This window comes from Acidiferrobacter thiooxydans (assembly GCF_003333315.1).
Taxonomy (GTDB): Bacteria; Pseudomonadota; Gammaproteobacteria; order Acidiferrobacterales; family Acidiferrobacteraceae; genus Acidiferrobacter; species Acidiferrobacter thiooxydans.
Genome location: NZ_PSYR01000001.1, coordinates 186,881 through 210,908 on the forward strand (window position 1 = coordinate 186,881; position 24,028 = coordinate 210,908).

A 24,028-nucleotide genomic window follows, 5' to 3' on the forward strand; every position below is an offset into this window, starting at 1 on the left:
GGGCTCCTGCTGTTACTTATAGTCTCTTGCAGCGCGAGCGCCGCATGCCCTGCGCCTGCCACCCACCCGACCCCGTTCGTGGGCACCCGCGGAGGCCGCAAGATCGCCCATGTCGTGGCCGACAAGGCGCGCGCCTTCGCCGACGGCGTAACCGTGTTCAGCGGCAAGGTCGTCCTGACCTACGGTACGGAGACCGTGCATGCGCAGCGTATCCGCTTCAATCGCCGGACCAACGCGTTTACGGCCATTGGGCATGTGCGCGTGACCAACGCCCAGGGTGGCGAGTTGCGCGCCCATTATCTGCACATGAACCGGGCCACGGGCCGGGGCGTGGCGCGCGCGGTGCGTTTTGTGCTTCCGGGCAGCAATGCGCGCGGACGCGCGGTCATGGTGATCCTGAGGAGCCGCCATAAGTCGGACATCAAGGATACGCGTTATACGATGTGCCCGGAGGGCACCAAGGTCTGGTATATAGACGCCGACCGGCTGCACTTGAATTACACCAAGGACGTGGGCATCGCCACCAATGCGCGCGTGTATTTTCACGGTGTCCCGATCTTCTACTGGCCGTACTTGAGCTTCCCTATATCATCCAAACGCAAGTCCGGTTTCCTGCCGCCGCGCTACGGCACCGCGAGCAATTCGGGGATCATGTTGTCGATCCCTTATTATTGGAATCTCGCGCCCAACTACGATCTGACCACGACGCCCGAGATCATGACGCGGCGCGGGGTGCTGTTTCGTAACCACTTCCGTTACCTGGGTCTTGGGTATAGCGGCTCGGATCGCATCGACTACATTCCCGTCGATCGTGTGTATGGCGGTCCGCGCTACGCCCTGCACATCGCCCACAACCAGGTTTTCAACCCCTATTGGTGGGCGAGCATCAACTACAACCGGGTCTCAGACCCGGCGTTCTATACCGACTTCAGCGCTAATTTCGCGCTCGCGAGCCAAATCGACCTGCCGCAGCTGGGCGCGGTCGGTTATTCAGGCCGGCACTTGCGATTGCAGGTCACGAGCAGTGCCTATCAGCTCCTCGATACGAGCATCGGCGCCGCCTACAAGCCCTACGAAGAACTCCCCGGGCTGTTCCTTAACGCACGAGGCACGGCCAAGCCCAATCGCCTGCACTACCGTCTGAAGGCCAGTGCCGCGCGCTTTCTGGGCGGGGGAACGCCCCCCGCCGATCGCCTCGACCTCGAGCCGGCATTGAGCTATCCGTGGCGCTGGCCCGCCGGCTTCATAACCCCACGGCTCGCAGTCCGCGAGACCGACTATTGGATCGCGGGTCAGCCGACCATTCATAGAACCACGCCGATTGCGAGTCTCAGCGATGGTCTGGTCTTCGAGCGCACACTCAAAGGCGGAGGCCGCCAGACCCTGGAGCCGGAGCTCTCGTATCTGTACGTCCCTTATCGCAACCAGCAGGGGATCCCATTCTTCGATACCGCCCCGGCGCCGTTTACCTATACGAACCTGTTTCGCACCAACAGTTTCTTCGGGCCGGACCGCCAGGTAGACGCGAACCAGCTGATAGCCGGTCTCACCACGCGCCTCTATTCCTCCACGGGTCGCGAACGGCTGCGCGCGAGCGTCGGTGAGATTTATTACTTCCACAAACCCTCGATCTATGCCACCTACCAGACGCGCGTCCTCAATCGCACCTCGGATCTGGCGGCGGAGGCCTATGCGCGACTCAGCCGGCACTGGTATGTACGTGGATCACTGGCCTGGAACCCCAACAATGACCAGACCGACGAGGGCGACGCCTATGTCGAGTACAGTCCCAAGCCCAACGCCATCATAACCGTCGGTCACCGGTATATCCGCGGGGTCCAGGAGCAGGTGGACGTGTCGCTCCAGTGGCCCGTGCTCACGCACTGGTCTACCCTGGTCGAGACCAGCTATTCGCTCATGCAATCGGCGAGCTTGGAGTCCTATCTCGGTATCCAATACAATAGCTGCTGCTGGGGACTGGGATTTTATGTCGGCAAGACCCTCGGTCTTAACAACACCCAATTCACGACTGCGATGTTCGAGTTCACGCTAAACGGCCTAGGCGCGCTCGGATCGGCGCCGGTTGTGCCCCTTAGCCAACACGGCTTCATGCTCGGCTATTAAAAGTCAGGAGATTACCTTATGTCCGCCGCACTTCTTCAGGCCCCGGTCGCCCCCCGCCCGGTAACGATTGATAAGATCGTTGCGGTCGTAAATAACGAGGTCATTACTCAAAATCAGTTGGACCGGCGGGTATCCCTGCTGATAAAGCGCTTGGCGGCGCGCGATGTGACCGTACCCCCGCGCCATCTGTTGGCGCGCAAGGTCTTGAGTCAGATGGTCTTGCAGCGGCTCGAGCTTCAGTATGCGCACAATATCGGCATCCGCGTGAGCCGGGCGCAGGTCAAGCACGCCGAGACCTCTCTTGCGGCGCGCAATCACATGACGTTGCCACAGTTTGAGCAGGCGGTGGCAACCGAGGGGTTCACTCCCGCGACCTTCCGTCGCCGGCTGCGCACGGAGATCACGATCCGCACGCTCATCATGCGCCGTATCAGCCGGTCGGTGATCGTGACCCAGCGCGCGGTCGATCGGTTTCTCGCGCAGGCCCGCGCCGCCGATGGCACCCGTTACCATGTCGCCGAGATCACGCTCCAGTTTCCGGTGGCAGCCGACACGTCGGCGCGTCAGGCGGTGCGCAAGCGCGCCCTGCGCATCCTGAAGAAGATCCACGCCGGCGAGCCATTCAGCCAGGCGGCCATCGCATATTCCCAGGACACCCATGCCCTGGAGGGTGGGGATATCGGATGGCGGACGGCGGCGCACCTGCGACCGAGCTTTGTGCGTGCGTTACGCCAGATGAAGAGCGGGGATGTGCGGCTGGTGTCGGGACGGGGGGCCTACTATATCATCGAGTTGAAGGGCAAGCGTGCCGGCCTCAAAGGACCGGAGCACGAGCAGGTGCGTCTGCGCGAGATCGTGCTGCGGCCGTCGCGCCGGGTATCGATGCTCATTGCCCGCGAAAAGCTGAAGGCCTTGAAGAAGCGTCTTGCGCAGGGCGCGCATTTCAAGACCCTGGCGCGCGCGTATTCGCAGGGGAGCACGGCCACGCGTGGCGGATCGCTCGGCTGGATGACCGTCGCGGGGCTGCCGCCGACATTGGCCGAGGCCGCGCGCCATCTGCCTCTGCATACCGTGGGCGGGCCTTACGCCACGGCGCGCGGCCAGGTCCTGATCGAGGTGGTGGCGCGGCGCATGCGCGCCGGTATGACGCGCAATGAGGCGCGCCGACTTCTGCGCATGCGCAGGGGCAACGCCCTGTATGTTCGCTGGCTGCAGACCTTGCGTGACGACGCCTATGTCCGCTATCCAGGCCGCATCTAAGCGCCCGGTCATCGCCATTACTCCAGGAGAGCCGGCCGGCATCGGGCCGGATCTCATGGCCCTGCTCGATTACGATGAGGGCGCAGACTGGGTGTGTGTGGCGGATCCGGACCTTCTGGATGACAGGGCGCGTCTGCGCGGGCGGCCACGCCACTGGCCGCGCTATGCGCCGGGCGTACATGGCCCCTCGGTCCTGCCCGTGGCGCTCGCCCGCCGCGCGACCCCCGGTGTCCCGGATCCGGCGAACGCCGACTATGTCCTGTCTTGTCTCAGGCGCGCAACGGAAGGCTGTCTCGCCGGCGAGTTCAGCGCCCTCATCACAGGCCCGGTGCACAAGGCTGTCATCAATGAGGCGGGACAGGCCTTCACCGGCCATACCGAGTTCCTGGCGCACGCGGCGGGCGTGACCGAGGTCGTTATGATGCTGGCGGCGGGATCCTTGCGCGTCGCCCTGGTTACCACCCACCTACCCCTCACCATGGTACCGGCGGCGATCACCGCCGCGCGCCTGGATGCGGCGCTCGACATTCTGGACGCCGCGCTCACGCGGGATTTCGGCCTGGTGCGGCCGGCCATCATGGTGTTGGGCCTAAACCCCCATGCTGGAGAGGGTGGGCACTTAGGGCACGAGGAGATCGATATCATAACGCCCGCTGTGAAGCGCGCCCAGGCACGCGGCATACGCGCGGTCGGCCCTGTGCCCGCCGATACCGCTTTCGTTCCCGCGCGTCTGGCGCAGGCCGATGTGGTGCTGGCCATGTACCACGATCAGGGCCTCCCAGTGCTGAAGGCGCAAGGGTTCGGGGGCGGCGTGAACGTGACCCTCGGTCTACCCTTCCCGAGGGTCTCGGTGGACCATGGAACCGCCCTCGACCGAGCCGGGACGGGGCCGGTCGATACCGGCAGCATGGTAGCGGCCATGACGCTTGCCAAGGCCTTGTCATGCCGCCATGCCCGTCCCTAAGAAACGTTTCGGCCAGCATTTCCTGCGTGACGAGTCGGTGCTTGCGCGTATCGCCCAGGCCTGTGCGGGTATGCCTGGAGACCATACGCTCGAAATCGGACCGGGCGATGGCGCGCTGACCGCCCATCTGTCCCGACTAGGCGGCGAATTGCATGTCGTGGAGATCGATCGCGACCTGATCGCAGGCCTCAGGCGGCGCTTTGCCAACGACCGAGTCATCGTACACGAGGCCGACGCCCTGCGGTTTTCGCCATGCGCGACGGTCGCGGGCGCGCTGCGTATCGTCGGCAATCTCCCCTACAACATCTCGAGCCCGCTCCTCTTTCATTTCCTGGGGGAGCCTTGTATCGCCGGCATGGTGTTCCTTTTGCAAAAGGAGGTCGTCGACCGCCTGGCGGCGTCTCCCGGGGGGCGCGATTATGGGCGACTGTCGGTTATGGTGCAGGCGCGCTGTGAGGTCATGCCGCTCTTTACCGTGGCCGCGGCAGCCTTCAGTCCCCCGCCAGCGGTCGAGTCGCGCCTCGTGGCCTTGCGTCCGGTCCCGACTGTGGTCCCGCCGCCGGCCGCGGCGTTGTTCTCCGCGATCGTCGCCCAGGCGTTCTCGCAACGGCGCAAGATGCTCCGCCAGTCGCTACGAGGGTACTTTGGGGACGAGGATTGGCGGACGCTTGGTATCGACGCCACCCGCCGCGCCGAGACCTTGAGTGTCGCCGAGTTCGTGGCCCTGGCCGTTCATGCCGCGACCTGAGTCTTGTCCGTCTCCATAGAAGCGTTCACCTAAGCGGATCTTGCCATAGCCGCGCTCGCGACGGGCGCGGTTGGTGTCGCGCAGGGAATACACGCAGCCACAGTACTCCTGCTGGTAGAAACGCTGCTCCTTGGCAATTTGTATCATACGCTGGCTCCCGCCACCCTTGCGCCAATTGAAGGTCCAGTAGCGCAAGGCGGGGTAGCGGCGCGCGGCGCGCTCACCGCAGGCGTTGATCTGGTTCATGTCCTTCCAGCGCGAGATGCCAAGCGAGCTCGTAAAGACCGCGAAACCGTGCTCCACGGCATAGAGGGCCGAGCGCTCGAAGCGCATATCGAAGCATACCGTGCAGCGCGCCCCGCGCTCGGGTTCGTTTTCGAGTCCCGCCACGCGTGCAAACCAGTCGTCCTTGTCATAATCGAGATCGACGAACGGCACGCCGAGCTTGTCGGCAAAGCGCTTGTTCTCGGTTTTGCGTAGCTCGTATTCTTTCAGGGGGTGGATATTGGGATTGTAGAACAAGACCTCCAGGGTCATGCCCGATCGCTGCATCTCCTGCATGACGTCGGCCGCGCACGGCGCGCAACACGAATGCAGCAGCACACGGCGGTCGTCGCACGGCGGAATGAGTAGGGGGCGTTCGTCAGGCATGGCTCATTGTACCGCGGGGATCTTCTCTTGGCAGGCCCCCTCCGCCTTTTCCAGGATATCCGTGGTCGCCGTGATCCACGCCTCGGCGCGGGCGCTCAAGGTAGCGGCGTTCAGACCCTCTCCGGAGATCGGCGGACCGATCACTACGCGCACCACGCCCGGCTCCTTGATGAACGCCCGGCGCCCCCAGAAGCAGCCGGCGTTGTGCGCGACCGGCAGCACCGGGCAGCCGGCGGCGAGCGCGAGACGCGCGCCGCCAAGCTTGAAACGTCCATGACGCCCGACCGGCACGCGCGTCCCCTCCGGAAAAATGATGACATGACGCCCGCTCGCCAGGCGCTGGCATCCCCCCTGTATGACCTGATCTATAGCCTTGCGCTGGCGCTCGCGCGCAATGGCGATCGGCTGGCTCAAGGCCATCCCCCAGCCAAGCAGGGGGATCCACAACAGCTCCCGTTTCAGGACCCAGACATGCGGCGGGAAGATCCACTGAAAGGCCAAGGTCTCCCAGGTGGACTGGTGTTTGGAGAGGATGACGCAGGGCGCCTCCGGGATGTTCTCGCGCCCCGAGACCTCATAGGACAGTCCGCAGGTAAGCTTGAGCCACCACATATTGAAGCGCCCCCACTGGCTTATGACGCGGTAGCGCGGTATGGGGCGCAGCCAAAAGAGCGCAAGCACGACCGGCGCCCAGACGACGATCGACAGGATGAAGCCCGCCTGGAAGGCCGCGGCCGCGAGCGGTTTTTTCATGCACCACCGCTTACGCCATGGGACAAGACGGCATCCGTGAATGCCGCGAGATCGTCGTAGACAGGGACCCCCGCGAGGCCCTTGCCGTCGGCGATCGTGCGCATGCCCTTGCCGGTGCGCACCAGGACCGGGAGCGCTTGCGCCGCGCGCGCCGCCTCCAGATCCCGGCGCGTGTCGCCCACCGCGAACGTGCTGCTAAGGCTGGTCTTGAAGCGCGCCGCTATATCATAAAGAAGCCCGGGCAACGGCTTTCTACAGGTGCAGCCGTCCCGCGGGCCGTGCGGGCAAAAGAAGATGGCCTCGATCTCCCCGCCCCTATGATGGATCTCGTCCAACATGCGATTGTGTATCCGTCCGAGCATGTCGACGTTGAAGAGGCCTCGCGCGATACCCGACTGGTTGGTGGCGACCACCACCTGGATGCCGGCGTGCGTAAGCCGCGCGATCGCCTCCAGGCTCCCCGGTATCGGGCGCCATTCCTCCGGTGTTTTGATGTAGTCATCGGAGTCCTCGTTGATGACGCCGTCGCGGTCCAGGATGACGAGACGCATTACGAGTCCCGGAATTCCGAGACCCGGATGCGCCCCGCGACCATGCGCGATGAGCGCTTCATGAGGGCCTCCATCTTGTCCCAGAAGGCACGGTCGAGCGCGAAGTCCGCGGAGATCGCCGTGCCCATGAGCAAAATGAGCAGATCGGCGCATTCCTCGGCGAGCGCCTCCCGGCTCCGGCCCTTGGTGATGCAGGCCGAGATCTCGCCCAGTTCTTCGGCCATCAGTGCCACCCGGTAGACGAGTTCCTCGCCTCCGTGATTCTTCAGGTCATGCTTGTCGTGGAAACGCTGCACCGCCTCGCGCATGGCGGCAAAGGAGTCCTGGTTCCCATCATTCATGCGGGTCTCCCGATATCTTCAGGCACGACAGATCCCCCACCCTCTCGCACAAGGCGGCGAGCCGGGCCAGCAGGCGCAGGCGACCCCTGCGGGTCGTGGCATCCTCGCTCATCACGAGCACCTCCTCGAAGAAGGCATCGACGGCCGGCCGCAATTCCCCAAGCGACGCGAGCGCGCCTTCATAATCGCCATGGCCGCTGCGATCGTCAACCTCGGCCTCGCGATGCGCGATCTCCTGCGCAAGCCGCCGGTCGGCCTTCTCGATCCCGTTCCAGGGCTCGTGGTCGTCGAGGGGCTCATGATTCTGCCGCAGGATGTTGCGGATGCGCTTATGGGCGCCGACCAAGGCCGGGGCCGCCGGTCCTTGCGCAAAGGCCAGCAGCGCTCGTGCCCGTCGTATCGTATCGGTGATGCGGTCCACACCCCCCGCCAGGGCCGCCGCCACGATGTCTTGCGAAAGCGTGCCTTCGAGGAGGTTGCGCAGACGCTCGGCGAGGAAGCGATGCACGATATCGGCGGTATCGGCGGCGAGGAGTCCGGAGGGGTATTGGGCGCACGTAGCTGCGAGCAGCGGGGCAATTGCCAGATCCTGCCCGTGGCGCTCGCCCAAGGCCTCCAGGAGACGCAGCACGCCGATCGCCGCGCGCCGCAGGGCGAATGGGTCTTTATCCCCGGTGGGGCCCTGTCCGATTCCGAAGATGCCGACTAGGGTATCGAGCTTGTCGGCCAGCGCCAGCGTAAGACCGAGGGTGCCGTCGGGCAGGGCGTCGCCTGCGAAACGCGGCCGGTAGTGCTCGGCAATGGCGGCGGCGACGATCTCGGGCTCGCCGTCGTGGCGCGCGTAATGTCCGCCCATGATGCCTTGGAGCTCGGGAAACTCCCCCACCATGCCGGTCAAGAGGTCGGCCTTGCACAGGGCGCCCGCGCGCGCGGCCTGCCCGGGGTCTATGCCGAGCTTTTCGGCGATCACGCGCGCCAACCGCGCCAGGCGCGCGGCCTTGTCGGCGAGACTGCCCAGGCGTTGCGCGAACGCCACCTGCGAGAGCCCCTGTGCGTAGGTCTCGAGGGACCTTTTGCGGTCGGTGTCCCAGAAAAACCGTGCATCGGCGAAGCGCGCCGCCAGTACCCGTTCGTTGCCCTTGCGTATCGCCTCATCGTCTTGCGGCGCGATATTGGCGATCGTGATGAAATGCGGCAGGAGCCGCCCCTGCTGTTGCAAAGGAAAGTATTTCTGATGGCCTTGCATGGCCGCAATCAATACCTCGCGCGGCACCTCGAGAAAGCCCGCGTCGAAGGAGCCGAGCACCGCGTGCGGCCATTCGACAAGCGCGGTCACGAGATCGATGAGCCCGTTATCGACGAGCGGTTCCGCGGCGATCGTGGCCGCGAGCTGGGCGATCTGTCCGCCAATCCGTTCGCGGCGCTCGGCAAAGCCCGCGATCACATGGCCCTCGGATTCGAGGAGGGTCTCATAGGCCGAGGCCTGCGCAATCACGAGTGCGCGCGGGGCGTGGAATCTGTGGCCGCGCGACCTTCGTCCACTCACCACACCGAGCACCGGGATACGCAGGGCGCGCGCGCCATGCAAGGCCACCACCCAATGGACCGGCCGGACGAATTCCGTGGCCCCCGCCCCCCAACGCATGCGCCGGCGCGCCGGCAGCTGCTGCAGGACGCCTTCGAGGATGTCTGCAAGGACCACGGCAAGGCCCCGCCCGGGGCGCCGCTCACGATAGCTCAAGAACTCTCCGCGGTCGGTCGTGAGCCGCTCCAGGGCCTCCACGCCCACGCCCAGGGAGCGTGCAAACCCGTGAGCGGCGCCGGTCGGCGAACCGTCTTGCGTGAATGCCGCCGCCACGGCCGGCCCTTTGCGGACAATGGTCTGGGCACCTTGGCGCGCGGCCACCCCTGTTATGCGCGCGGCGATGCGCCGTGGTGCCGCAAAGCTCTGTGTCTTGGAGTCGCAGGCCAGCAGCTGGCTGTCGGCCAGTGCCGCGCGCAGACCCTCTGTGAGGGCCTCCGCCAGCGCCACGAGTTCCCCTGGGGGCAGTTCCTCGGTACCGATCTCAACCAGCAGGTCGTTTCTCTTAGTCATGGCTCGGCCGCATCCGGGGAAATCCCAGCGTTTCGCGTTTCCGGTAATAGCCCTCGGCCACGCCGCGCGCCAGCGCGCGCACGCGGCCTATGGCGCGCGCCCGTTCGGTGACGCTCAAGGCATGGCGGGCGTCGAGCAGGTTGAAGGTGTGCGAGGCGTGCAGGACATGATCGTAGGCGGCAAGCGGCAGGTCGGCGGCGATCAGCCGCCGGCACTCGTCCTCGAAGGCCTGAAAGCGCGCCTGCAGTGCCTCGACCGAGGCCTCCTCGAAGTTGAAATGCGACTGCTCGACCTCGTTCTGCCGGTAGAGGTCGCCGTAACGGACATCGGCATTCCACGCGAGGTTATAGACGTTATCGCAACCCTGCAGGTACATGGCGAGCCGCTCCAGGCCGTAGGTGATCTCTCCTGTTACCGGCCGGCATTCCAGGCCGCCGGCCTGCTGAAAATACGTAAACTGGCTCACCTCCATGCCGTTCAGCCAGACCTCCCAGCCGAGTCCCCAGGCCCCGAGCGTGGGCGATTCCCAGTTGTCCTCGACGAAGCGCACATCGTTCACGAGGGGGTCTATTCCGAGCGCCTGAAGGGATTTGAGGTACAGATCCTGAATGTCGAGGGGCGATGGTTTCAGCACGACTTGAAACTGAAAATAGCGCTGCAGCCGGTTCGGGTTCTCGCCATAGCGGCCATCGGTCGGGCGCCGCGAGGGCTGCACATAGGCGGCGCGCAGCGGTTCGGGTCCCAGGCTCCCGAGAAAGGTCGCAGGATGGAAGGTCCCGGCACCCACCTCGACGTCGTAGGCCTGCTCGATAACGCAACCTTGTCTCGCCCAATAGCGTTGCAGAGCAAAAATGAGTTCCTGGAATGTCACATCATAGTCCTTGAAGAAGGGATGCGCGGGCAAACCCCGGTCGCGGCGCCGGTTTCGGCGTCACTATAAAGGGTGAGCGGCGCTTTCGGCAAACGCCGCGCGGTACGAGGGTGCGGCGGCGCGCCGATGGTGTATGGGGGCATGACGGGCGGTGGCTTGCAGGAGCCGCAGGATCTTGGCGGCGCGCCGGCGGAAATAGCGGCTGCGCGTGGCCGGATTCGCGCCAAGCGGGTCTGGCAGGGTGGCGGCGAGCTCCGCGGCCTGGCGGACGGTCAAGTGCGCCGCGCTTTCATGAAAGTAGTGGCGGGCGGCGGCCTCGGCCCCGTAGAGGCCCCGGCCGAATTGCGCGTCATTCAGATAGACCTCGAGGATGCGGTCCTTGCGCAGGAAGTGGGTGAGCGCCATCGTCAAAACCGCCTCGTTGGCCTTGCGAAAGAAGGTCCGCGACGGATCGAGGAAGAGGTTTTTGGCGGTCTGTTGGGTGATTGTGCTGGCCCCATAGACGATATGTCCGGCGTGCCAGTCGTAACGGGCCGCCGCCAGGATGGCGCCGACATCGAAGCCGTCGTTACGATAGAAAGTCGCGTCCTCGCCGAGCACCACGGCGCGACGCAGCGCCGGGGCGATCGCCGTCAGCGGCACGGGCCGCCAGCGCAACGGTGGGCCGCCGTGGCCTGCGCGTTCTTTCAGGTAGGCGGCCATGAACCGCGATCGCGGGACGGGGCCGTGCGCCAGGTGGGGGACCGCCACCCAGCGCGCCACGAGGGTGGCGAGGTCCAGGGCCGTGGCGGCCAATACCAGGCCGGACAGCAGACGCAAGAGGCGCATAAGTTCAGCAATTCTAAATGTAGCAACGACCATCAGCATCCGATAACGTGCGTGTGCTGATGCGAGCGGGGGCTGGACAAAAGGCACGGTCTGCGGTATAACAGCGCTGGGCCATTGGGCGCGAGCGCGGCGTGACGGATCTTGTTACCGGAAATCCCCTGAGCCTGAACTCCCTGGTGGAGTCGCTCAAGGAGGTCATGCGGGCGGCCCCTGACAAACGGACCGGGAAGAACTGCGTCTATACCATGGAAGATGCGGCGCTGGCGGCCTTTGCCGTGTTCACCACGCAAAGCCCGTCGTTTCTGGCCTATCAGAGGACGATGGAGCAGACCCGTGGCCAAAGCAATGCCCAGACGCTCTTTGGCATGAGCCAGATCCCGACGGACAATTGTGTGCGCACGATGCTCGATCCCGTGGCGCCTTCTCACCTGTTCCCGCTCTTTACGCAGATATTTGAGGCCCTGAACGCCGGCGGTCACATCGATCCCTTTCGGGTGTCCCTCGAGGCCTCTGAAGACGGTCCGGGCGCGCTACTCATCGCCCTGGATGGGACGGCTTATCACTCCTCCCACACCATCCATTGCCCACAATGTACGGTAGCCAAGCATCACAATGGCCAAACCAGCTACTCCCATACCGTGATCACACCAGTGATCGTGGCCCCGACTTTAAGTCGGGTGATCCCCCTGGCGCCCGAGTTTATTGTCCCGCAGGACGGCCACGACAAGCAGGATTGTGAAACCGCCGCCGCCAGCCGCTGGCTTGCGGCCAGCGCCGGCCGCTACCGGGATCAGCACGTCACCGTGCTCGGCGACGACCTCTACAGCCGTCAACCCCTGTGCGAGCAGATCCTGGCGGCGGGGTTACACTTCCTCCTGGTCTGCAAACCGAGCTCGCACCCCACACTGTATGAGGAGGTCGAGGGCCTCGCGCGCGCGGGGGGCGTGACCACCCATGAGATCACGCGCCGCAAGGGTAAGCAGACCTTGACCGACACCTACCGCTTCGCTTCGGAGCTGCCCTTGCGCGCCGGCTTGGATGCGCTGTGTGTCCACTGGCTGGAGCTCACCACCACCGATGCCGGGGGCCAAACGATTTACCACAACGCCTGGGTCACGCGGCACACGATCCACCCAGGGAACGTCGCCGCCCTCGCGGCCGCCGCCCGGGCGCGCTGGGGCATCGAGAACGGCGCCAACAACACCTTAAAGACCAAGGGCTACCACTTCGAACACAACTTCGGGCACGGCAAGAAGCACCTCTCGTCGCTCTTGGCGACCTTGAACCTCCTCGCCTTCCTGCTGCATACCGTGCAGGAGATGACCAGTCACAAATACCGCTTGCTCCGCGCAAGCCTCCCCACCCGTCAGACCTTTTTTGATGATATCCGGGCCTTGACGCGGTATCTGTGCTTCGAGAGCTTCGAGGCCTTGCTCGACTTCATGTTGAAAGGCCTCGAAATCGACGCCCCCGACAGCAGTTGAGGACCATTATGGAGGACATCCGCTTTTGTGGTCAGGTACTCGAGGCGCAGCAACGATCGCTGATCGTGGCCTTGGCGAAGCGCTATGGGGGCTTAAGCCGCCATGAGTTGGCGCAGACGGTGTGCGAACTCCTCGACTGGCACCGCCCCAACGGACACCCGAAGACGATCGAATGCCGGGCACTGCTTGAGCGGATGCAGGAGGCGGGGCTGATTGGTCTCGCCCCGTTGCGGCCCGGGCGTCCGCAAGGCGCTCGCACTACGGTTCCGGCCGGCCCGGACCCACAGTCAGCCCCGCTCGACGCGCCGCTTGCCACCCTGCAGCCGATCCGACTGCAGCGCGTGGAAACACCCGCAGACCGGACGCTCTGGCGCACGTTGATCGAGCGCCATCATCCCCTCGGCCATCGCGTGCCCTTTGGTGCCCATCTCCGCTACCTGATCCAGGCCACATCCAAAAGCCCCACGGTCCTGGGCTGCCTGCAGTTCTCTTCGCCCGCCTGGCGCCTTAAGGGACGCGATCAGTGGATCGGCTGGGACGATGCCACCCGGGCCCGGTGCCTCCAGCAGATTATCTGTAACTCCCGCTTCCTGATCTTGCCCCACGTGCGGGTTCCCAACCTCGCGAGCCACGTGCTGGCGCTCGCGTTACGCACCGTCACCATCGATTGGACGGCCGCCTACGGCGTTAAGCCCCTCCTGGCCGAGACCCTCGTCGATCCGACCCGTTTTACGGGACATTGCTATCTCGCTGCCAACTGGATCGACGTGGGTCTTACCACCGGCCGCGGCCGCGCAGACCGCCAACACACACGCCATGGGGCAAGCCCCAAGCGGATATGGCTCTATCCGCTCGTACCCGACGTCCGGCAGAGACTCACGCAAACCCCGTAGATCGACCGCCACCCCATTCCGAAGCGGCGTCGCTTCACATTGAGAATTGCTGGCATAAGTTCCCTTGGGGTGCGGGGGTGACTATCCCGCGATATACTGTCGGCCCGCCGCAAGGCTTCGAGGCGGGCGCAACAGCATACCGGGTGGAGGGGTGGCTCGCCAAGGACCTATGGAAAACCATAAACGCAAGGCGATCGTCCTGCTCTCGGGCGGCCTTGATTCGCTGCTCGCGGCACGTCTGATGCTCGATCAGGGCATCCATGTCGAGGGCATCAACTTTTTTACCGGGTTTTGCGTAGAGGGGCATACGCACGCCGTACGCCGTGATCGCAAGGATCGTCATGTGCGCAACAACGCCCTTCACAGCGCAGAACAGCTGGGTATCCGACTCCATATCGTCGATGTCATCGACGACTACAAGGATGTGGTCTTGAATCCGCGCCACGGCTATGGCGCGCACCTGAACCCGTGTCTCGATTGCAAGGCCTTCATGATCGGGCGCGCGCGGTCATGGATCGAGGAACACGGTTTCGATTTCATTGTGACAGGCGAGGTCTTGGGACAGCGGCCGATGTCGCAGCGCCGGGACACGTTTCCGGTAGTGGCGCGCGAGTCCGGCGCCCTGGATCGGCTGTTGCGGCCGTTGTCCGCGAAGCTTTTGCCGCCGACCCTTCCCGAACGCGAGGGCTGGGTGGATCGTGAGCGCCTCCTGGGCTTGAGCGGCCGTAACCGCAAACCCCAGATCGCCTTGGCGCGCGCCTATGGTTTCGAATATGCGCAGCCCGCCGGCGGGTGCTGTTTCCTGACCGATGAGAACTACGCCCACAAGCTTCGGGATCTGTGGGCAAGCCGCGGCGAGCGGCGCTACGATTTCGACGACATCATGCTCCTGAAGATCGGCCGCCACCTGCGGCCGCACCCGTCTTTCAAGCTCATTATCGGTCGCGAAGAGGGAGAGAACCGGTTTCTGGAGGGTTATCGCCAGCGCTTCGTGCATTTGTGGGCGCTCGACCATAAGGGACCCCTGGCCCTCCTGCAAGGCGATGTCGACGAGGCCGGTCTGGATCTCGCATGCGCGATCACCGCGCGCTTTGGACAAGGGCGGTGCGAGGCGCGGGTGCGTATGGCCGTGGGCAGGCCGGGCGGCCCGACCCGCGAGCGCGACGTGGCGCCGCTGCCGGCCCATGCGCTGGCCGCCGATTGGTATTTGTGAAGCCATGGATCTCGACGCCCGCTATCTGCTGTGCCCCATGCCGGTGATTCGCGTCAGCGCCGCCATCGGCCGGGTGGCCGTCGGCGATACTTTGACCGTGCACTGCACCGACCCGGGGGCCCTGCACGACATACCGGCCTGGTGTCGCCTCGAGGGACACGAGGTGGTGGCGGCACGCACCGAGGCCTCCGGAGACATAGTGATCGTCATACGGGTCGGGGGCCACGGATGACCGACAAAAACGCACCGCAGACCAGGGATGAAGGGGGTGGCGAGCGTCAAAGGGTGGTCTTGCGTGGACTTTTCATCAACGTCGTGTTGGCCACGGGTCAGCTCGTCGTGGGGGTGTTCGGGCGCTCGGCGGCGCTGGTCGCTGACGGCTTCCATACCCTCTCGGATCTTTTGAGCGATACGCTGGTGCTGGCAGCGGCGCATTTCGGGGCGCAGGCGGCTGACGAGGATCACCCCTACGGACATGCGCGCATCGAGACCGCCGGCACCTTCGGGTTGAGCCTGGTCCTGGTCGGTGCCGGTGTTGGCATAGCACTCCATGCCGCCGCGGCCCTGAGTGCGCCCGGGCATCTTGCGCGTCCGGATTTTCTGGCGCTCGCCATGGCGCTCGCCGCCATCGGCATCAAGGAGGGCTTGTTCCGTTACATGCGCCGCGCCGGTTCGCGGCTGCAGTCCGAGCTCCTTCACGCCAATGCCTGGCATTATCGGACCGACGTCTTTTCCTCGATCGTGGTGGCAGTCGGCGTGGCCGGCAGCATGATGGGCGTGCGCGACCTCGACTCGGTGGCCGCCATCGGTGTCGCGATTCTTATCGTTCGCATGGGCGCCATGCTGGGCTGGCAGGCCATGCGCGAGCTCGTCGATACCGGATTGGAGGCCGAGAAGCTCGAGCGCATCCGGCGCGTCATCCTGTCGATCGACGGTGTTCGCACCTTACATCTGTTGCGTACGCGTCGCGCCGGGGGGCGTGCGTTTGTCGACGTCCATATCCTCGTGGACGGGACCATCAGCGTCTCGGAGGGCCACCAGATCAGCGAGATGGTGCGCGTAGCGCTCATGCGTCACGTGAGCAATATCGCCGATGTGGTGGTGCATATCGATTCGGAAGACGACGAGCATGCCGCCACCAATGCGCGTTTGCCATTGCGCGCCGAGATCCTGAAACGTCTTGACCATTATTTCGCGGGTATCGAGGCCGCTCGCGCCATCGACTCGGTGGTTCTGCACTATCTGTGCGGGCGGATCGCCGTGGAGTTGCATCTGTCGCTGGATCTGGCCCCGACCGCGGCCGATGCCCGGGTCCTGCAGGAGCAGTTCGCGCAGGCGGCGGCGCGCGATCCGCAAATCGCGTCCGTAGAGGTCTGCTTTCGTTGATTGCCCTTTTATGGTGCATATTGTCCAGGAACGCCCCATTATGGGGACATGCATGACGCCCCGTGCCCGAAACCACCCAGTTTGCGGCGTTTGCTTGCTGGCATATTTCGTGCAAAATGGCCGCCTCAGGCGTAATGACCGCCCCGGCGCCCCACAATAATTCAGAGTCAGGAGAAATGCATGTCCGCGAACGTCTTGAAAATGATCAAGGATAACGACGTGAAGTTCGTCGATTTTCGGTTTACCGACACCAAGGGAAAGGAGCAGCACGTATCCGTGCCGTCCCATACGGTGGATGAGAAGCTCTTCGAGGAGGGGAAGATGTTCGATGGCTCGTCCATCGCCGGCTGGAAGGCGATCAACGAGTCGGACATGGTCCTCATGCCAGATGCCGCCACCGCGGTGCTCGACCCGTTCACCGAGGAGCCCACCCTGCTGCTACGCTGCGACGTGCTCGAGCCCGCGACCATGAAGGGCTATGATCGCGATCCCCGGTCCATTGCCAAGCGTGCCGAGGCCTACATGAAGAGTACCGGTGTTGCCGACACCGCGTACTTCGGTCCCGAGCCCGAGTTTTTCATATTCGATGACGTCCGCTGGACCGTCGACATGTCGGGCTCGTCTTGCCGCATCGATTCCGAGGAGGCCAGTTGGAATACCGGCAAGGATTATGACGGTGGCAACCTCGGCCACCGGCCGGGGGTGAAGGGCGGCTATTTCCCGGTCCCGCCGGTCGACTCCGCGCAGGATATCCGGAGCGCCATGGCGCTCGCCATGACTGAGATGGGACTGATCGTGGAGGCCCACCATCACGAGGTCGCCACTGCCAACCAGAACGAGATCGCCACCCAGTTTGCCCCGCTGGTGCGTAAGGCCGACGAACTCCAGATCCTGAAGTATTGTGTTCATAATGTCGCGCGCAACCACGGCAAGACGGCGACGTTCATGCCCAAACCCATCGTCGGCGATAATGGTTCGGGGATGCATTGCCACCAGTCTCTGGCCAAGGGCGGCAAGAATCTGTTCACGGGCGACGGCTATGCCGGCTTGAGCGAGACCGCGCTTTTTTATATCGGCGGGATCATCAAGCACGCGCGCGCCTTGAACGCCATTACCAACCCGCTTACCAACAGCTACAAGCGCCTGGTTCCCGGCTTCGAGGCCCCCGTCATGCTCGCCTACTCGGCGCGCAACCGTTCGGCCTCCATCCGCATCCCGCATGTGGCCAATCCCAAGGGCCGACGTATCGAGGTCCGTTTCCCAGACCCTGGGGCCAACCCCTATCTGGCGTTTTCGGCCATGATGATGGCGGGCCTCGACGGCATCCTGAACAAGATCAATCCGGGTGACGCCGCTGATCATGATCTCTACGAGCTGACCCCGAAAGAGGCCAAGAAGATCCCGACCGTCTGCCATTCCTTGGACATGGCCCTGGAAGCGCTGGACAAGGATCGCAAATTCCTGACGGCCGGCAATGTCTTCACAGACGAGTTCCTGAACTCCTACATCGCGCTCAAGATGCAGGAGGTCACACGCCTGCGCATGACCACGCATCCCGTCGAATTCGACATGTATTACAGCGTCTAGGTAGCTACCGTCTGTCGCAAGACCCGGGGTCCTCCCGGGTCTTGTTGTTTTTGTGTCCGATCGATTCCGTCTGATTCCCTGACCGCATGAGTCCCGTTGCGGACAGCCACGAGCCACATCCGGCTTGCCGAAAACGCCACATCATGACATTTTCAGCCGTGTTCGTATGTTGGATGCTGATGAGTATGATGGGAATTCCAAACGTATCGTCCCGTCATCGTTGTCCGTCATAGGCCCGATCTTTGTGCCCTCCCCACGGGACCATAATGCGCCCTCGCCGGATTGGCGACAACGTGAATGGAAGAGGTGCTTATGAATCGGAGCAAGGTAGACGAGTTATTGTGTGAGGCGCTCGAGACCGAACGCGGCGGGGTCAGGATCTATGAGACCGCGTTAAGCTGTGTACAGAACGCCGACTTGCGCAAGGAGTGGGAGAAGTTCCTGGCCGAAAGTCGCCGTCATGAGCAGATATTGAAGGATATCTGCACGGAGTTTGGCGTGAACGCCGAGCAGGAGACGAGCGGCCGGAAGATCGTGCGCAGCCTCGCGGAAACTCTGGTAAAGATGATGCAAATGGCGCTGAGTTCGGGCGTGAAGGGGCAGGCCGAGATCGTGGCCGCGGAGGCCGTCACTACTGCCGAGCTCAAAGACCATATGAACTGGGAATTGATCGGCGAGGTCGCAAAGAAGATGGAGGGCCACGACGCGGCGATCCTGAAAAAGGCCTACGAGGAGGTAGAAGATCAAGAGGACCGCCACTTCTACCACTCGCGAGGCTGGGCGCGCGAGTTATGGGCGGCTTCCCTTGGCGTCCCGGCCGTGATCCCGCCGCCCGAGGAGAAGATGAACGTGAAGAGCGGCATAGGTGCCGCTACCGCCCAGGGTTCCCGTAAGCTTATGTAAAAAAAGCGCGGCAGGATGTCCCCTGTCCGCGCCCTGTCCCGGCCGCGCGCCCGAGAGGCCCGCGGCCTTCGTTTTTATCCCAAGCCCCCGCCCGGTATGGCCTGGACGGGGTCATTGCCGGTGGTGGTGACCCCGAGCAAGGCATAGGCGCTGGCATTACGCGCCTCGCTAAAGGGCGGAATCGACAGCGTTTGGATATTGCCCGGCGGCGCGGAGCCGCTGGCGGTGGCGAGTACGTTGTCGACCACATACAGGGCCTTGCCGTTGTGGGCGACCGCGAGCCCATACGCATCGGTAAAGGGTGTGGCGCTTGTGAGCGCTACCGGTGTCGTATTCCAGCCGACCCCTGAGGCGAGCGGGTTCGTTCGCGTAAAGACGTCGACTGTGCCGTTGGCGCCTCCGCTCGTGCCCTGTTGGGTGGCCACGTACAGCCGACGCCCCTTGGGACCTATGGCAAGGCCAAGGGCCTTCTGGCCGGGTACCGCGAGCGTCGGTGTCGTCGCCGGGGTGAGGCTACCGTTGGCCGCGTCTATGCGATAGATCGAGATGCTCGTAGGGGAGCCTGCATGATTGTTGGTGACGTAGAGGTGGCGGCCGGCCGGGCCGCTGATCACAGTCCAGGGATTGCTTCCGGCCGGGATGGTATTGGCCGGCGTCAAGGCCCCCGTGTCCTGATCGATGGCAAAGCCCTGCACGCTGCCCGAGGCGTACTGGGCGACGTAGAGATACTGCCCGGTGGGGTCGACGGTGAGCAGCATGGGGTAGAGGCCGCTTGTGTCTGTGGGGCTTGTGCCAAGCGCCGCGGGGGCCGCGCCCGACAGGCTATAGGAGCTGATCGTTCCGGGACAATTACCGCCACCGGTATTCTCGTAGCAGCTATTGGCGACATACAGGTAGCGACCCGAGGGGTCGACCGCGATGCCCATGGGGCTTTGGCCGGCCGCCACCGAGGATCCTGGACTCAGCTGGCCTTGGCTGTCGACCGGAAGGACGGTTACCGTGCCGGTGCCACCGCTTGACCAATCCGAGGCATAAAAAGTCGCGCCATCGGGGGCGATCGTGCCGGCGCTCGGTCCATTACCCCCATCTTGGGATGTTACCGGACCGCTGAGGGCCCCATTGGCCGCCACCGCATAGCCCGCGATCATATTGGGGGCCTGCTCTACGACGTAGAGCCTCTGCGGCGCAATGCCGACCGTGGCCACCAGGCCCGCGACCCCTTGTGGTAGGGGCCGGGTGCGCGCCGAGGCGATGAGCGCCGGTCCCGAACCTGTGGTCGTAGCGCTATAGGCGACCAACTCATCACGGCTGGCATTGGTCACATAAACAGTATGCCCGAGCGGGGAGACGAGCGCGCCGGTCGCCTGTCCGGTTGATCCCAGGACCGCCGAGGTGGGACACGACACGCCGCCCCCTACAAGCGGGAACGTGACAAGCTCGGTGTCCCCGGACCCTTGGCCCACGACACTCAGCTGGCTTGCGCCGACTGAGAGGGCGCTTGCGGTGAGTCCCGAGGGGAGCGGTACGGTATCTTGTGCACTGAGCGCCCCGCCGGCACCGGCCGTGAAGGCCACGACATCCGTCGACGTCAGCACATACAGATTCCCGGCACTATCGGTCGCCCCGGCGACGATGCCGTTTAAGGGGGTGGTGGAGGGCCCGGAGGGCATCCCGTTGCCGGCGCTGAAGGTGGTGATGCCGTCGGCGGCAAGCCCATAGAGCACGCCTGGACCTGCCACGAGGCCCGTGAGGGGGGCGCTGGCGGTGATACTGCCAATCACAGTCAGGGTGCCGTTGGTGCCGACGCCAAAGGCCGTGATGGTGTCATTGCCGGTGTTCAGGGCATAGAGGTCGGATCCCACGACTGCGAGCGAGGCCGGCTGCGGGCCGCTGGCAATGGCCGTCCCCAGGGATGTCAGCCGATCGGTCTGACTCTCCCAGGCATAGGCCGAGACCGTCCCGTCCTTGCCGTTGGCCACATACACATAGCGGTCATCACTCACCGCCACGGCATCCGGTCCTTGCCCCGTGGGCACATAACCCCGATCGACCAAGGCCCCGGTCCAGGGGTCGCGCACATAGTACCCGAGGCTGTGGGTACCGGAGGGCACGAGGATGAGCGAGGCCTGCACCGTTCCGCTCGTCGGGGCGTTAGCGGGACTCGTGGGAACGGCGGTGGCGGCCGGTTGTGCCGATACCGCCTGGCATTGCTGAAGACCGGTGGGGGTGGGTGCCGGGCCCCCGGCGCTCGAGGATGTGGCCGAGGACGACGTGCTGCTACCGCTCCCGCTTCCTTGGCAGGCGGATAAAACGGCGCACGCCAGCAGGGCGCCTGCGATTCTTGCCTTCAATGGCATAATAAACGACCTCCTGTCGTAGACTGTCTTGCCCAGGCCGCGTACACCGACCGTGCTGTGCCGTTATACGGCTCAGCCGCCGGCGCGTCATCCAGCGAAGGTCTGTCAAACTTAGGTCGCTCGGACTTGAGGCCTAGGGGGCATGGGTCAGGGGCCATCAAGTCATGCCGACGGGATACCGGCGAACGGAGCTCAGGCAGGCCTGCGATGGCGAACAGGGGCGAGGACGGGCCGGCGTGTCCCGGCGGTCGGGCGGCCACCTAGCAGCTATCGGACCGCTTTGAAAGACGTTGAGCTGGGCCGCCGTTAGGCGTGCGCGGACCCTTGAAGGCAGAGGTCTTTCAGGGCCGCATAGTTGCGGATCTCGGTTTTGCGACCCTCGGTCACGATGAGGCCGTCGTCACGCAGTTTGGAGAACATGCGGCTCACCGTTTCGAGCTTCAGGCCCAGGTAGTTGCCGATTTCCTCGCGGGACATGGGCAGATGGATAATGGCGCGTGGTTGACCGCGGGCCTCCAGGCGGTCGGCGAGGTTGAGCAGGAAGGCCGCCACCTTGAGTTCCGCGGTCATCGTTCCCAACACCATCATGAGGCCGTGGTCGTTTCCGATCGCGCCGCTTAGCAGTTTATGAAACTGGTGTTGCAGGCGCGGCAGGTCGGACAGCAGACCCTCGAGCTTGGTAAACGGGATCTCGCAGACCTCGCTGTCTTCCAGGGCCAGGGCGTTGCCGCGATGGACATCCGCGCTGATGGCGTCGAGCCCCATGAGTTCACCCTCCATGGGAAACGCCGTGATCTGTTCGTGGCCCCCGGCGCTCACCTCGTAGATCTTGAAGAATCCGGTACGTACCGCGGCCAGGGCTTGCAGGGGGTCGCCGGCGCGGAACAGGTGTTGGCCGGCGAATACCCGCCGACGCCGTTTGACGAGTTCATCAAGTCTTCCGAGCTCTTCGGCGTCCAGGCCCAGGGGGAGGCAGATTTCCCGCAGGCTGCAGTTCGAACACCGCTGTCTCAGGCTGCTCTCGAAACTCGTAACCGCCATGCGTCGTGTCATCCTTTCATTGGTGCGGTGTCTCCGGTCGGCCGCACCGGCTCAGAAGGCAATTGCCAAGGTCTATAAGGATAAGCTACTTTTGATTAGTATCAAGGTCTATCGAGACGGGACGTAAGTGTACTCTTCGCTCGCGGGTCAGGGAACGATATTATGCCTTTTGGGATAGAAGACGCCCCCTGCCCACCTTTCCGGCGCCGGGCCGCCGTTGATCCGTGACCTTCCCGGTACGCGCAGTCGTCGCGACCGGCATCCGCGGCCGTCGTGTCGCGGGACTTATCGGGGCCTCGTGTCGCGGAAGGCCTGACGAAACCGGGGCCGTGTCCACCCGGGGCAGAGTCATAGCCGCGCCCCGGCGCAGGGCCGCTAGGCCGCGCACGTCCCGGTCTCATTGCGTGGGCGCCGACGATCGTTTCCGGCATTGGGAACGGCGATCAGTCTCGCCACTCGTCAGTCGGCCTGCGCCGCGCGCCACTATTCCACGGATCCCCAGGGAGGCGGCCCATAGCGCATCGAGGGCCCGTTTTCCGCACCCCTCGAGGGTCTCGCCTGGGGGTGCCCCCAGGGCCCCTCAAAATGCCCCATGGCGCCCCGGAAATCCAGCGTTTGGGTTGCTCCCGGTCTGATGCCAAAAGCCCATGCGTGCTTGCTGTGCCGGGCTGTCCCTAATATCGGGTTTTAAGGGTGGCGCCCTGTTTCCGTCCTCTCTAGTCGGCCCGGCACCGCGTGCCCGCGGCTCATTCGCCACCCGTCTCGCATGTTGAGGGCCATGAGCGCGATATTCGCACACCCGGCACAAAGCTCGAGCCCCTGAAATACCGCGAAGCGCGCATCGAACCGACCTGCGGAGGCCAGGTCATCCAGATAGAGGGCGCAGGGCGTAAGGATCAAAAGGCCGTTGGCGGCGACAAGCCGCATGCGCTGTAACTTGCGTGCGAGCAGGGCATCCCGGCGGTGGCGCGCAAGGCGTAGCCCGGAAAGCCCGGTGAGCGCGAGCGCGGGGACCAGCATGGCGAGCCCCGGGAACACGATCCATTGCTTGACGGTCGCGATCGCGCCATGACGCCCGACGAGTTCGACGGTCACGCTTGACCCGAGGAAGGTCGCGATCAGGGCGGTGGCGAGCAAGGCGGCCATCCCATGCATGACTCTCGTCATCGACTTGTCCCCCGGCCTCTTGGGCCCTTGCGCGCCGCCGTCGGCGGTGCGCTGTCAGACCGCTTCGGCCTCACGGCCTTGCCGCCAGCTGTCGTCGGCGCACGCGTGTCACCCGCGCCCCGCGCCGTGGCGCGCCCCGTCGGCCCCGGACTCGGCCATGGGGCATCGTCGTCGGTTAGTCGCACGATAATCTCCCGCAACAGGGCATTCAGGAGGGCCTTTTGCGCCTCGCTGAGGCCTTGCGTGGCCTGGTCGTTGACGGCGACGGCGTGCGGCAGGAGGGTGGCCTTGAGCGCATGGCCGGCCCTCGTCAGGAATACCTGCACCTGCCGGCGATCGCGCCCATTGCGGGCCCGGCGCACCCAACCGTCGCGCTCCATGCGATCCAGGGTACGCACAGTGGTCGCCTCATCGATTGGGATCCTGCGGCTCAACTCCGTTTGCGAAAGCCCTTCCTCCTCCCAAAGAAACAGCAGGAACGGCCACTGACCAATCGGGACCCCGTGACGCACGATTCGGGAGTGCAGGGCCCGCGCCAAAAGACGCGCCGCGGCATTGACCAGATAACCCAGGCTGTCTTCGATGACAAAGTGTGGTGGCGCGCCGTCCTTGTCCTTGGTGGTCTGCGAGCCGCGGCGGGCGTAGTGTCCTTTAGGCATCGATGGGCTCATCTCCTGGCGACCGTGCGCCTTAGGGTACAATGTGCCATAGCAATAATTGCTATAGCAACTATATAGGCGAGCACCGACATCTCGACTCTCTGCTATCGCCCGGGCGGCTTTACGCTGGCCGCCGGTCTTGACCTAGGGCA

The 24,028-nt window shown here is 64.4% G+C and carries 21 protein-coding genes and 1 pseudogene; 11 read left to right on the forward strand and 11 right to left on the reverse strand.

Annotated elements, in window-relative coordinates; all coding sequences use genetic code 11:
- Window positions 1–78 precede the first annotated feature (78 nt).
- Genes C4900_RS00970 through rsmA form a run of 4 tightly spaced genes read left to right on the forward strand, consistent with a single transcriptional unit; the run spans window position 79 to window position 5,096 of the window.
- A complete protein-coding gene (locus C4900_RS00970; protein WP_065970183.1) occupies window positions 79–2,124 on the forward strand; it encodes an LPS-assembly protein LptD in 2,046 nt (681 codons plus the stop codon).
- A gap of 18 nt (window positions 2,125–2,142) precedes the next feature.
- Window positions 2,143–3,384 (forward strand): peptidylprolyl isomerase, encoded by a 1,242-nt coding sequence (locus C4900_RS00975; protein WP_114282134.1) that lies wholly within the window; start codon window positions 2,143–2,145, stop codon window positions 3,382–3,384.
- A complete protein-coding gene (gene pdxA / locus C4900_RS00980) occupies window positions 3,359–4,348 on the forward strand; it encodes a 4-hydroxythreonine-4-phosphate dehydrogenase PdxA (RefSeq protein ID WP_114282135.1) in 990 nt (329 codons plus the stop codon). The genes C4900_RS00975 and pdxA overlap by 26 nt, the downstream gene beginning before the upstream one ends.
- Complete coding sequence (gene rsmA, locus C4900_RS00985) at window positions 4,335–5,096, forward strand: 16S rRNA (adenine(1518)-N(6)/adenine(1519)-N(6))-dimethyltransferase RsmA (RefSeq protein ID WP_114282136.1); 762 nt, start codon at window positions 4,335–4,337, stop codon at window positions 5,094–5,096. Before pdxA ends, rsmA begins: the two co-directional genes overlap by 14 nt.
- A gap of 12 nt (window positions 5,097–5,108) precedes the next feature.
- Here rsmA and C4900_RS00990 read toward each other — a convergent pair.
- From C4900_RS00990 to mtgA, 7 genes and pseudogenes are all read right to left on the reverse strand, one after another.
- Window positions 5,109–5,747: pseudogene (locus C4900_RS00990) on the reverse strand (epoxyqueuosine reductase QueH); the annotation flags it as partial.
- Window positions 5,748–5,750: 3 nt separating this feature from the next.
- On the reverse strand, window positions 5,751–6,500 hold the full coding sequence (locus C4900_RS00995) for a lysophospholipid acyltransferase family protein (RefSeq protein WP_114282137.1): 750 nt from the start codon (window positions 6,498–6,500) through the stop codon (window positions 5,751–5,753).
- Window positions 6,497–7,051 carry a D-glycero-beta-D-manno-heptose 1,7-bisphosphate 7-phosphatase gene (gene gmhB, locus C4900_RS01000; protein WP_065970193.1) on the reverse strand — a complete coding sequence of 185 codons (555 nt, stop codon included), beginning with the start codon at window positions 7,049–7,051 and terminating at the stop codon, window positions 6,497–6,499. The genes C4900_RS00995 and gmhB overlap by 4 nt, the downstream gene beginning before the upstream one ends.
- Complete coding sequence (locus C4900_RS01005; protein ID WP_065970195.1) at window positions 7,051–7,392, reverse strand: nucleoside triphosphate pyrophosphohydrolase family protein; 342 nt, start codon at window positions 7,390–7,392, stop codon at window positions 7,051–7,053. Before C4900_RS01005 ends, gmhB begins: the two co-directional genes overlap by 1 nt.
- A complete protein-coding gene (gene glyS / locus C4900_RS01010) occupies window positions 7,385–9,487 on the reverse strand; it encodes a glycine--tRNA ligase subunit beta (RefSeq protein ID WP_065970200.1) in 2,103 nt (700 codons plus the stop codon). The genes C4900_RS01005 and glyS overlap by 8 nt, the downstream gene beginning before the upstream one ends.
- A complete protein-coding gene (glyQ, locus tag C4900_RS01015; protein WP_114282138.1) occupies window positions 9,480–10,391 on the reverse strand; it encodes a glycine--tRNA ligase subunit alpha in 912 nt (303 codons plus the stop codon). The genes glyS and glyQ overlap by 8 nt, the downstream gene beginning before the upstream one ends.
- A 30-nt stretch (window positions 10,392–10,421) precedes the next feature.
- Window positions 10,422–11,186, reverse strand: coding sequence for a monofunctional biosynthetic peptidoglycan transglycosylase (gene mtgA / locus C4900_RS01020; protein ID WP_065970202.1), 765 nt, complete (start codon window positions 11,184–11,186; stop codon window positions 10,422–10,424).
- A 197-nt stretch (window positions 11,187–11,383) separates the two neighbouring features.
- Here mtgA and C4900_RS01025 point away from each other — a divergent pair, with 197 nt between their 5' ends.
- The 7 genes from C4900_RS01025 (at window position 11,384) to C4900_RS01055 (ending at window position 18,652) form a co-directional block, all read left to right on the forward strand.
- Window positions 11,384–12,670 (forward strand): ISNCY family transposase, encoded by a 1,287-nt coding sequence (locus tag C4900_RS01025; RefSeq protein ID WP_233431956.1) that lies wholly within the window; start codon window positions 11,384–11,386, stop codon window positions 12,668–12,670.
- An 8-nt stretch (window positions 12,671–12,678) separates the two neighbouring features.
- Complete coding sequence (locus C4900_RS01030; RefSeq protein ID WP_114282110.1) at window positions 12,679–13,563, forward strand: DUF4338 domain-containing protein; 885 nt, start codon at window positions 12,679–12,681, stop codon at window positions 13,561–13,563.
- Between the two features lie 169 nt (window positions 13,564–13,732).
- Window positions 13,733–14,776 carry a tRNA (5-methylaminomethyl-2-thiouridylate)-methyltransferase gene (locus C4900_RS01035; RefSeq protein WP_114282140.1) on the forward strand — a complete coding sequence of 348 codons (1,044 nt, stop codon included), beginning with the start codon at window positions 13,733–13,735 and terminating at the stop codon, window positions 14,774–14,776.
- A 4-nt stretch (window positions 14,777–14,780) separates the two neighbouring features.
- Window positions 14,781–15,008: a sulfurtransferase TusA family protein gene (locus C4900_RS01040; protein ID WP_114282141.1), complete on the forward strand. Its 228-nt coding sequence runs from the start codon at window positions 14,781–14,783 to the stop codon at window positions 15,006–15,008.
- A complete protein-coding gene (locus tag C4900_RS01045; RefSeq protein ID WP_114282142.1) occupies window positions 15,005–16,162 on the forward strand; it encodes a cation diffusion facilitator family transporter in 1,158 nt (385 codons plus the stop codon). Before C4900_RS01040 ends, C4900_RS01045 begins: the two co-directional genes overlap by 4 nt.
- A 180-nt stretch (window positions 16,163–16,342) precedes the next feature.
- On the forward strand, window positions 16,343–17,749 hold the full coding sequence (glnA, locus tag C4900_RS01050; RefSeq protein WP_065970208.1) for a glutamate--ammonia ligase: 1,407 nt from the start codon (window positions 16,343–16,345) through the stop codon (window positions 17,747–17,749).
- A 312-nt stretch (window positions 17,750–18,061) separates the two neighbouring features.
- Window positions 18,062–18,652 (forward strand): ferritin family protein, encoded by a 591-nt coding sequence (locus C4900_RS01055; protein WP_211306702.1) that lies wholly within the window; start codon window positions 18,062–18,064, stop codon window positions 18,650–18,652.
- Between the two features lie 74 nt (window positions 18,653–18,726).
- Here C4900_RS01055 and C4900_RS01060 read toward each other — a convergent pair whose 3' ends face one another.
- The 4 genes from C4900_RS01060 to C4900_RS01075 all read right to left on the reverse strand — a co-directional run bounded on the left by C4900_RS01060 (window position 18,727) and on the right by C4900_RS01075 (window position 23,876).
- On the reverse strand, window positions 18,727–21,009 hold the full coding sequence (locus C4900_RS01060; protein ID WP_147267090.1) for a beta-propeller fold lactonase family protein: 2,283 nt from the start codon (window positions 21,007–21,009) through the stop codon (window positions 18,727–18,729).
- 306 nt (window positions 21,010–21,315) lie between these two features.
- A complete protein-coding gene (locus C4900_RS01065; RefSeq protein WP_114282145.1) occupies window positions 21,316–22,050 on the reverse strand; it encodes a helix-turn-helix domain-containing protein in 735 nt (244 codons plus the stop codon).
- A 687-nt stretch (window positions 22,051–22,737) separates the two neighbouring features.
- Window positions 22,738–23,217, reverse strand: a complete 480-nt coding sequence (locus tag C4900_RS01070) for a hypothetical protein (RefSeq protein ID WP_065969174.1) — start codon at window positions 23,215–23,217, stop codon at window positions 22,738–22,740.
- The gene (locus C4900_RS01075; protein ID WP_065969173.1) at window positions 23,214–23,876 is read right to left on the reverse strand and encodes a MarR family winged helix-turn-helix transcriptional regulator; all 663 of its coding nucleotides are present in this window, start codon (window positions 23,874–23,876) and stop codon (window positions 23,214–23,216) included. The genes C4900_RS01070 and C4900_RS01075 overlap by 4 nt, the downstream gene beginning before the upstream one ends.
- Between the last annotated feature and the right edge of the window lie 152 nt (window positions 23,877–24,028).

Coding starts and splice junctions, on each gene's coding strand:
- gmhB (WP_065970193.1), bottom strand. CDS start 7,051: ATGCGTCTCGTCATCCTGGACCGCGACGGCGTCATCAACGAGGACTCC.
- C4900_RS01075 (WP_065969173.1), bottom strand. CDS start 23,876: ATGCCTAAAGGACACTACGCCCGCCGCGGCTCGCAGACCACCAAGGAC.
- C4900_RS01065 (WP_114282145.1), bottom strand. CDS start 22,050: ATGGCGGTTACGAGTTTCGAGAGCAGCCTGAGACAGCGGTGTTCGAAC.
- C4900_RS01030 (WP_114282110.1), top strand. CDS start 12,679: ATGGAGGACATCCGCTTTTGTGGTCAGGTACTCGAGGCGCAGCAACGA.
- C4900_RS01070 (WP_065969174.1), bottom strand. CDS start 23,217: ATGACGAGAGTCATGCATGGGATGGCCGCCTTGCTCGCCACCGCCCTG.
- rsmA (WP_114282136.1), top strand. CDS start 4,335: ATGCCCGTCCCTAAGAAACGTTTCGGCCAGCATTTCCTGCGTGACGAG.
- pdxA (WP_114282135.1), top strand. CDS start 3,359: ATGTCCGCTATCCAGGCCGCATCTAAGCGCCCGGTCATCGCCATTACT.
- C4900_RS01025 (WP_233431956.1), top strand. CDS start 11,384: ATGCGGGCGGCCCCTGACAAACGGACCGGGAAGAACTGCGTCTATACC.
- C4900_RS00995 (WP_114282137.1), bottom strand. CDS start 6,500: ATGAAAAAACCGCTCGCGGCCGCGGCCTTCCAGGCGGGCTTCATCCTG.
- C4900_RS01005 (WP_065970195.1), bottom strand. CDS start 7,392: ATGAATGATGGGAACCAGGACTCCTTTGCCGCCATGCGCGAGGCGGTG.
- C4900_RS00975 (WP_114282134.1), top strand. CDS start 2,143: ATGTCCGCCGCACTTCTTCAGGCCCCGGTCGCCCCCCGCCCGGTAACG.
- C4900_RS01040 (WP_114282141.1), top strand. CDS start 14,781: ATGGATCTCGACGCCCGCTATCTGCTGTGCCCCATGCCGGTGATTCGC.
- C4900_RS01035 (WP_114282140.1), top strand. CDS start 13,733: ATGGAAAACCATAAACGCAAGGCGATCGTCCTGCTCTCGGGCGGCCTT.
- glnA (WP_065970208.1), top strand. CDS start 16,343: ATGTCCGCGAACGTCTTGAAAATGATCAAGGATAACGACGTGAAGTTC.
- mtgA (WP_065970202.1), bottom strand. CDS start 11,186: ATGCGCCTCTTGCGTCTGCTGTCCGGCCTGGTATTGGCCGCCACGGCC.
- C4900_RS01045 (WP_114282142.1), top strand. CDS start 15,005: ATGACCGACAAAAACGCACCGCAGACCAGGGATGAAGGGGGTGGCGAG.
- C4900_RS01055 (WP_211306702.1), top strand. CDS start 18,062: ATGAATCGGAGCAAGGTAGACGAGTTATTGTGTGAGGCGCTCGAGACC.
- glyS (WP_065970200.1), bottom strand. CDS start 9,487: ATGACTAAGAGAAACGACCTGCTGGTTGAGATCGGTACCGAGGAACTG.
- C4900_RS01060 (WP_147267090.1), bottom strand. CDS start 21,009: ATGCCATTGAAGGCAAGAATCGCAGGCGCCCTGCTGGCGTGCGCCGTT.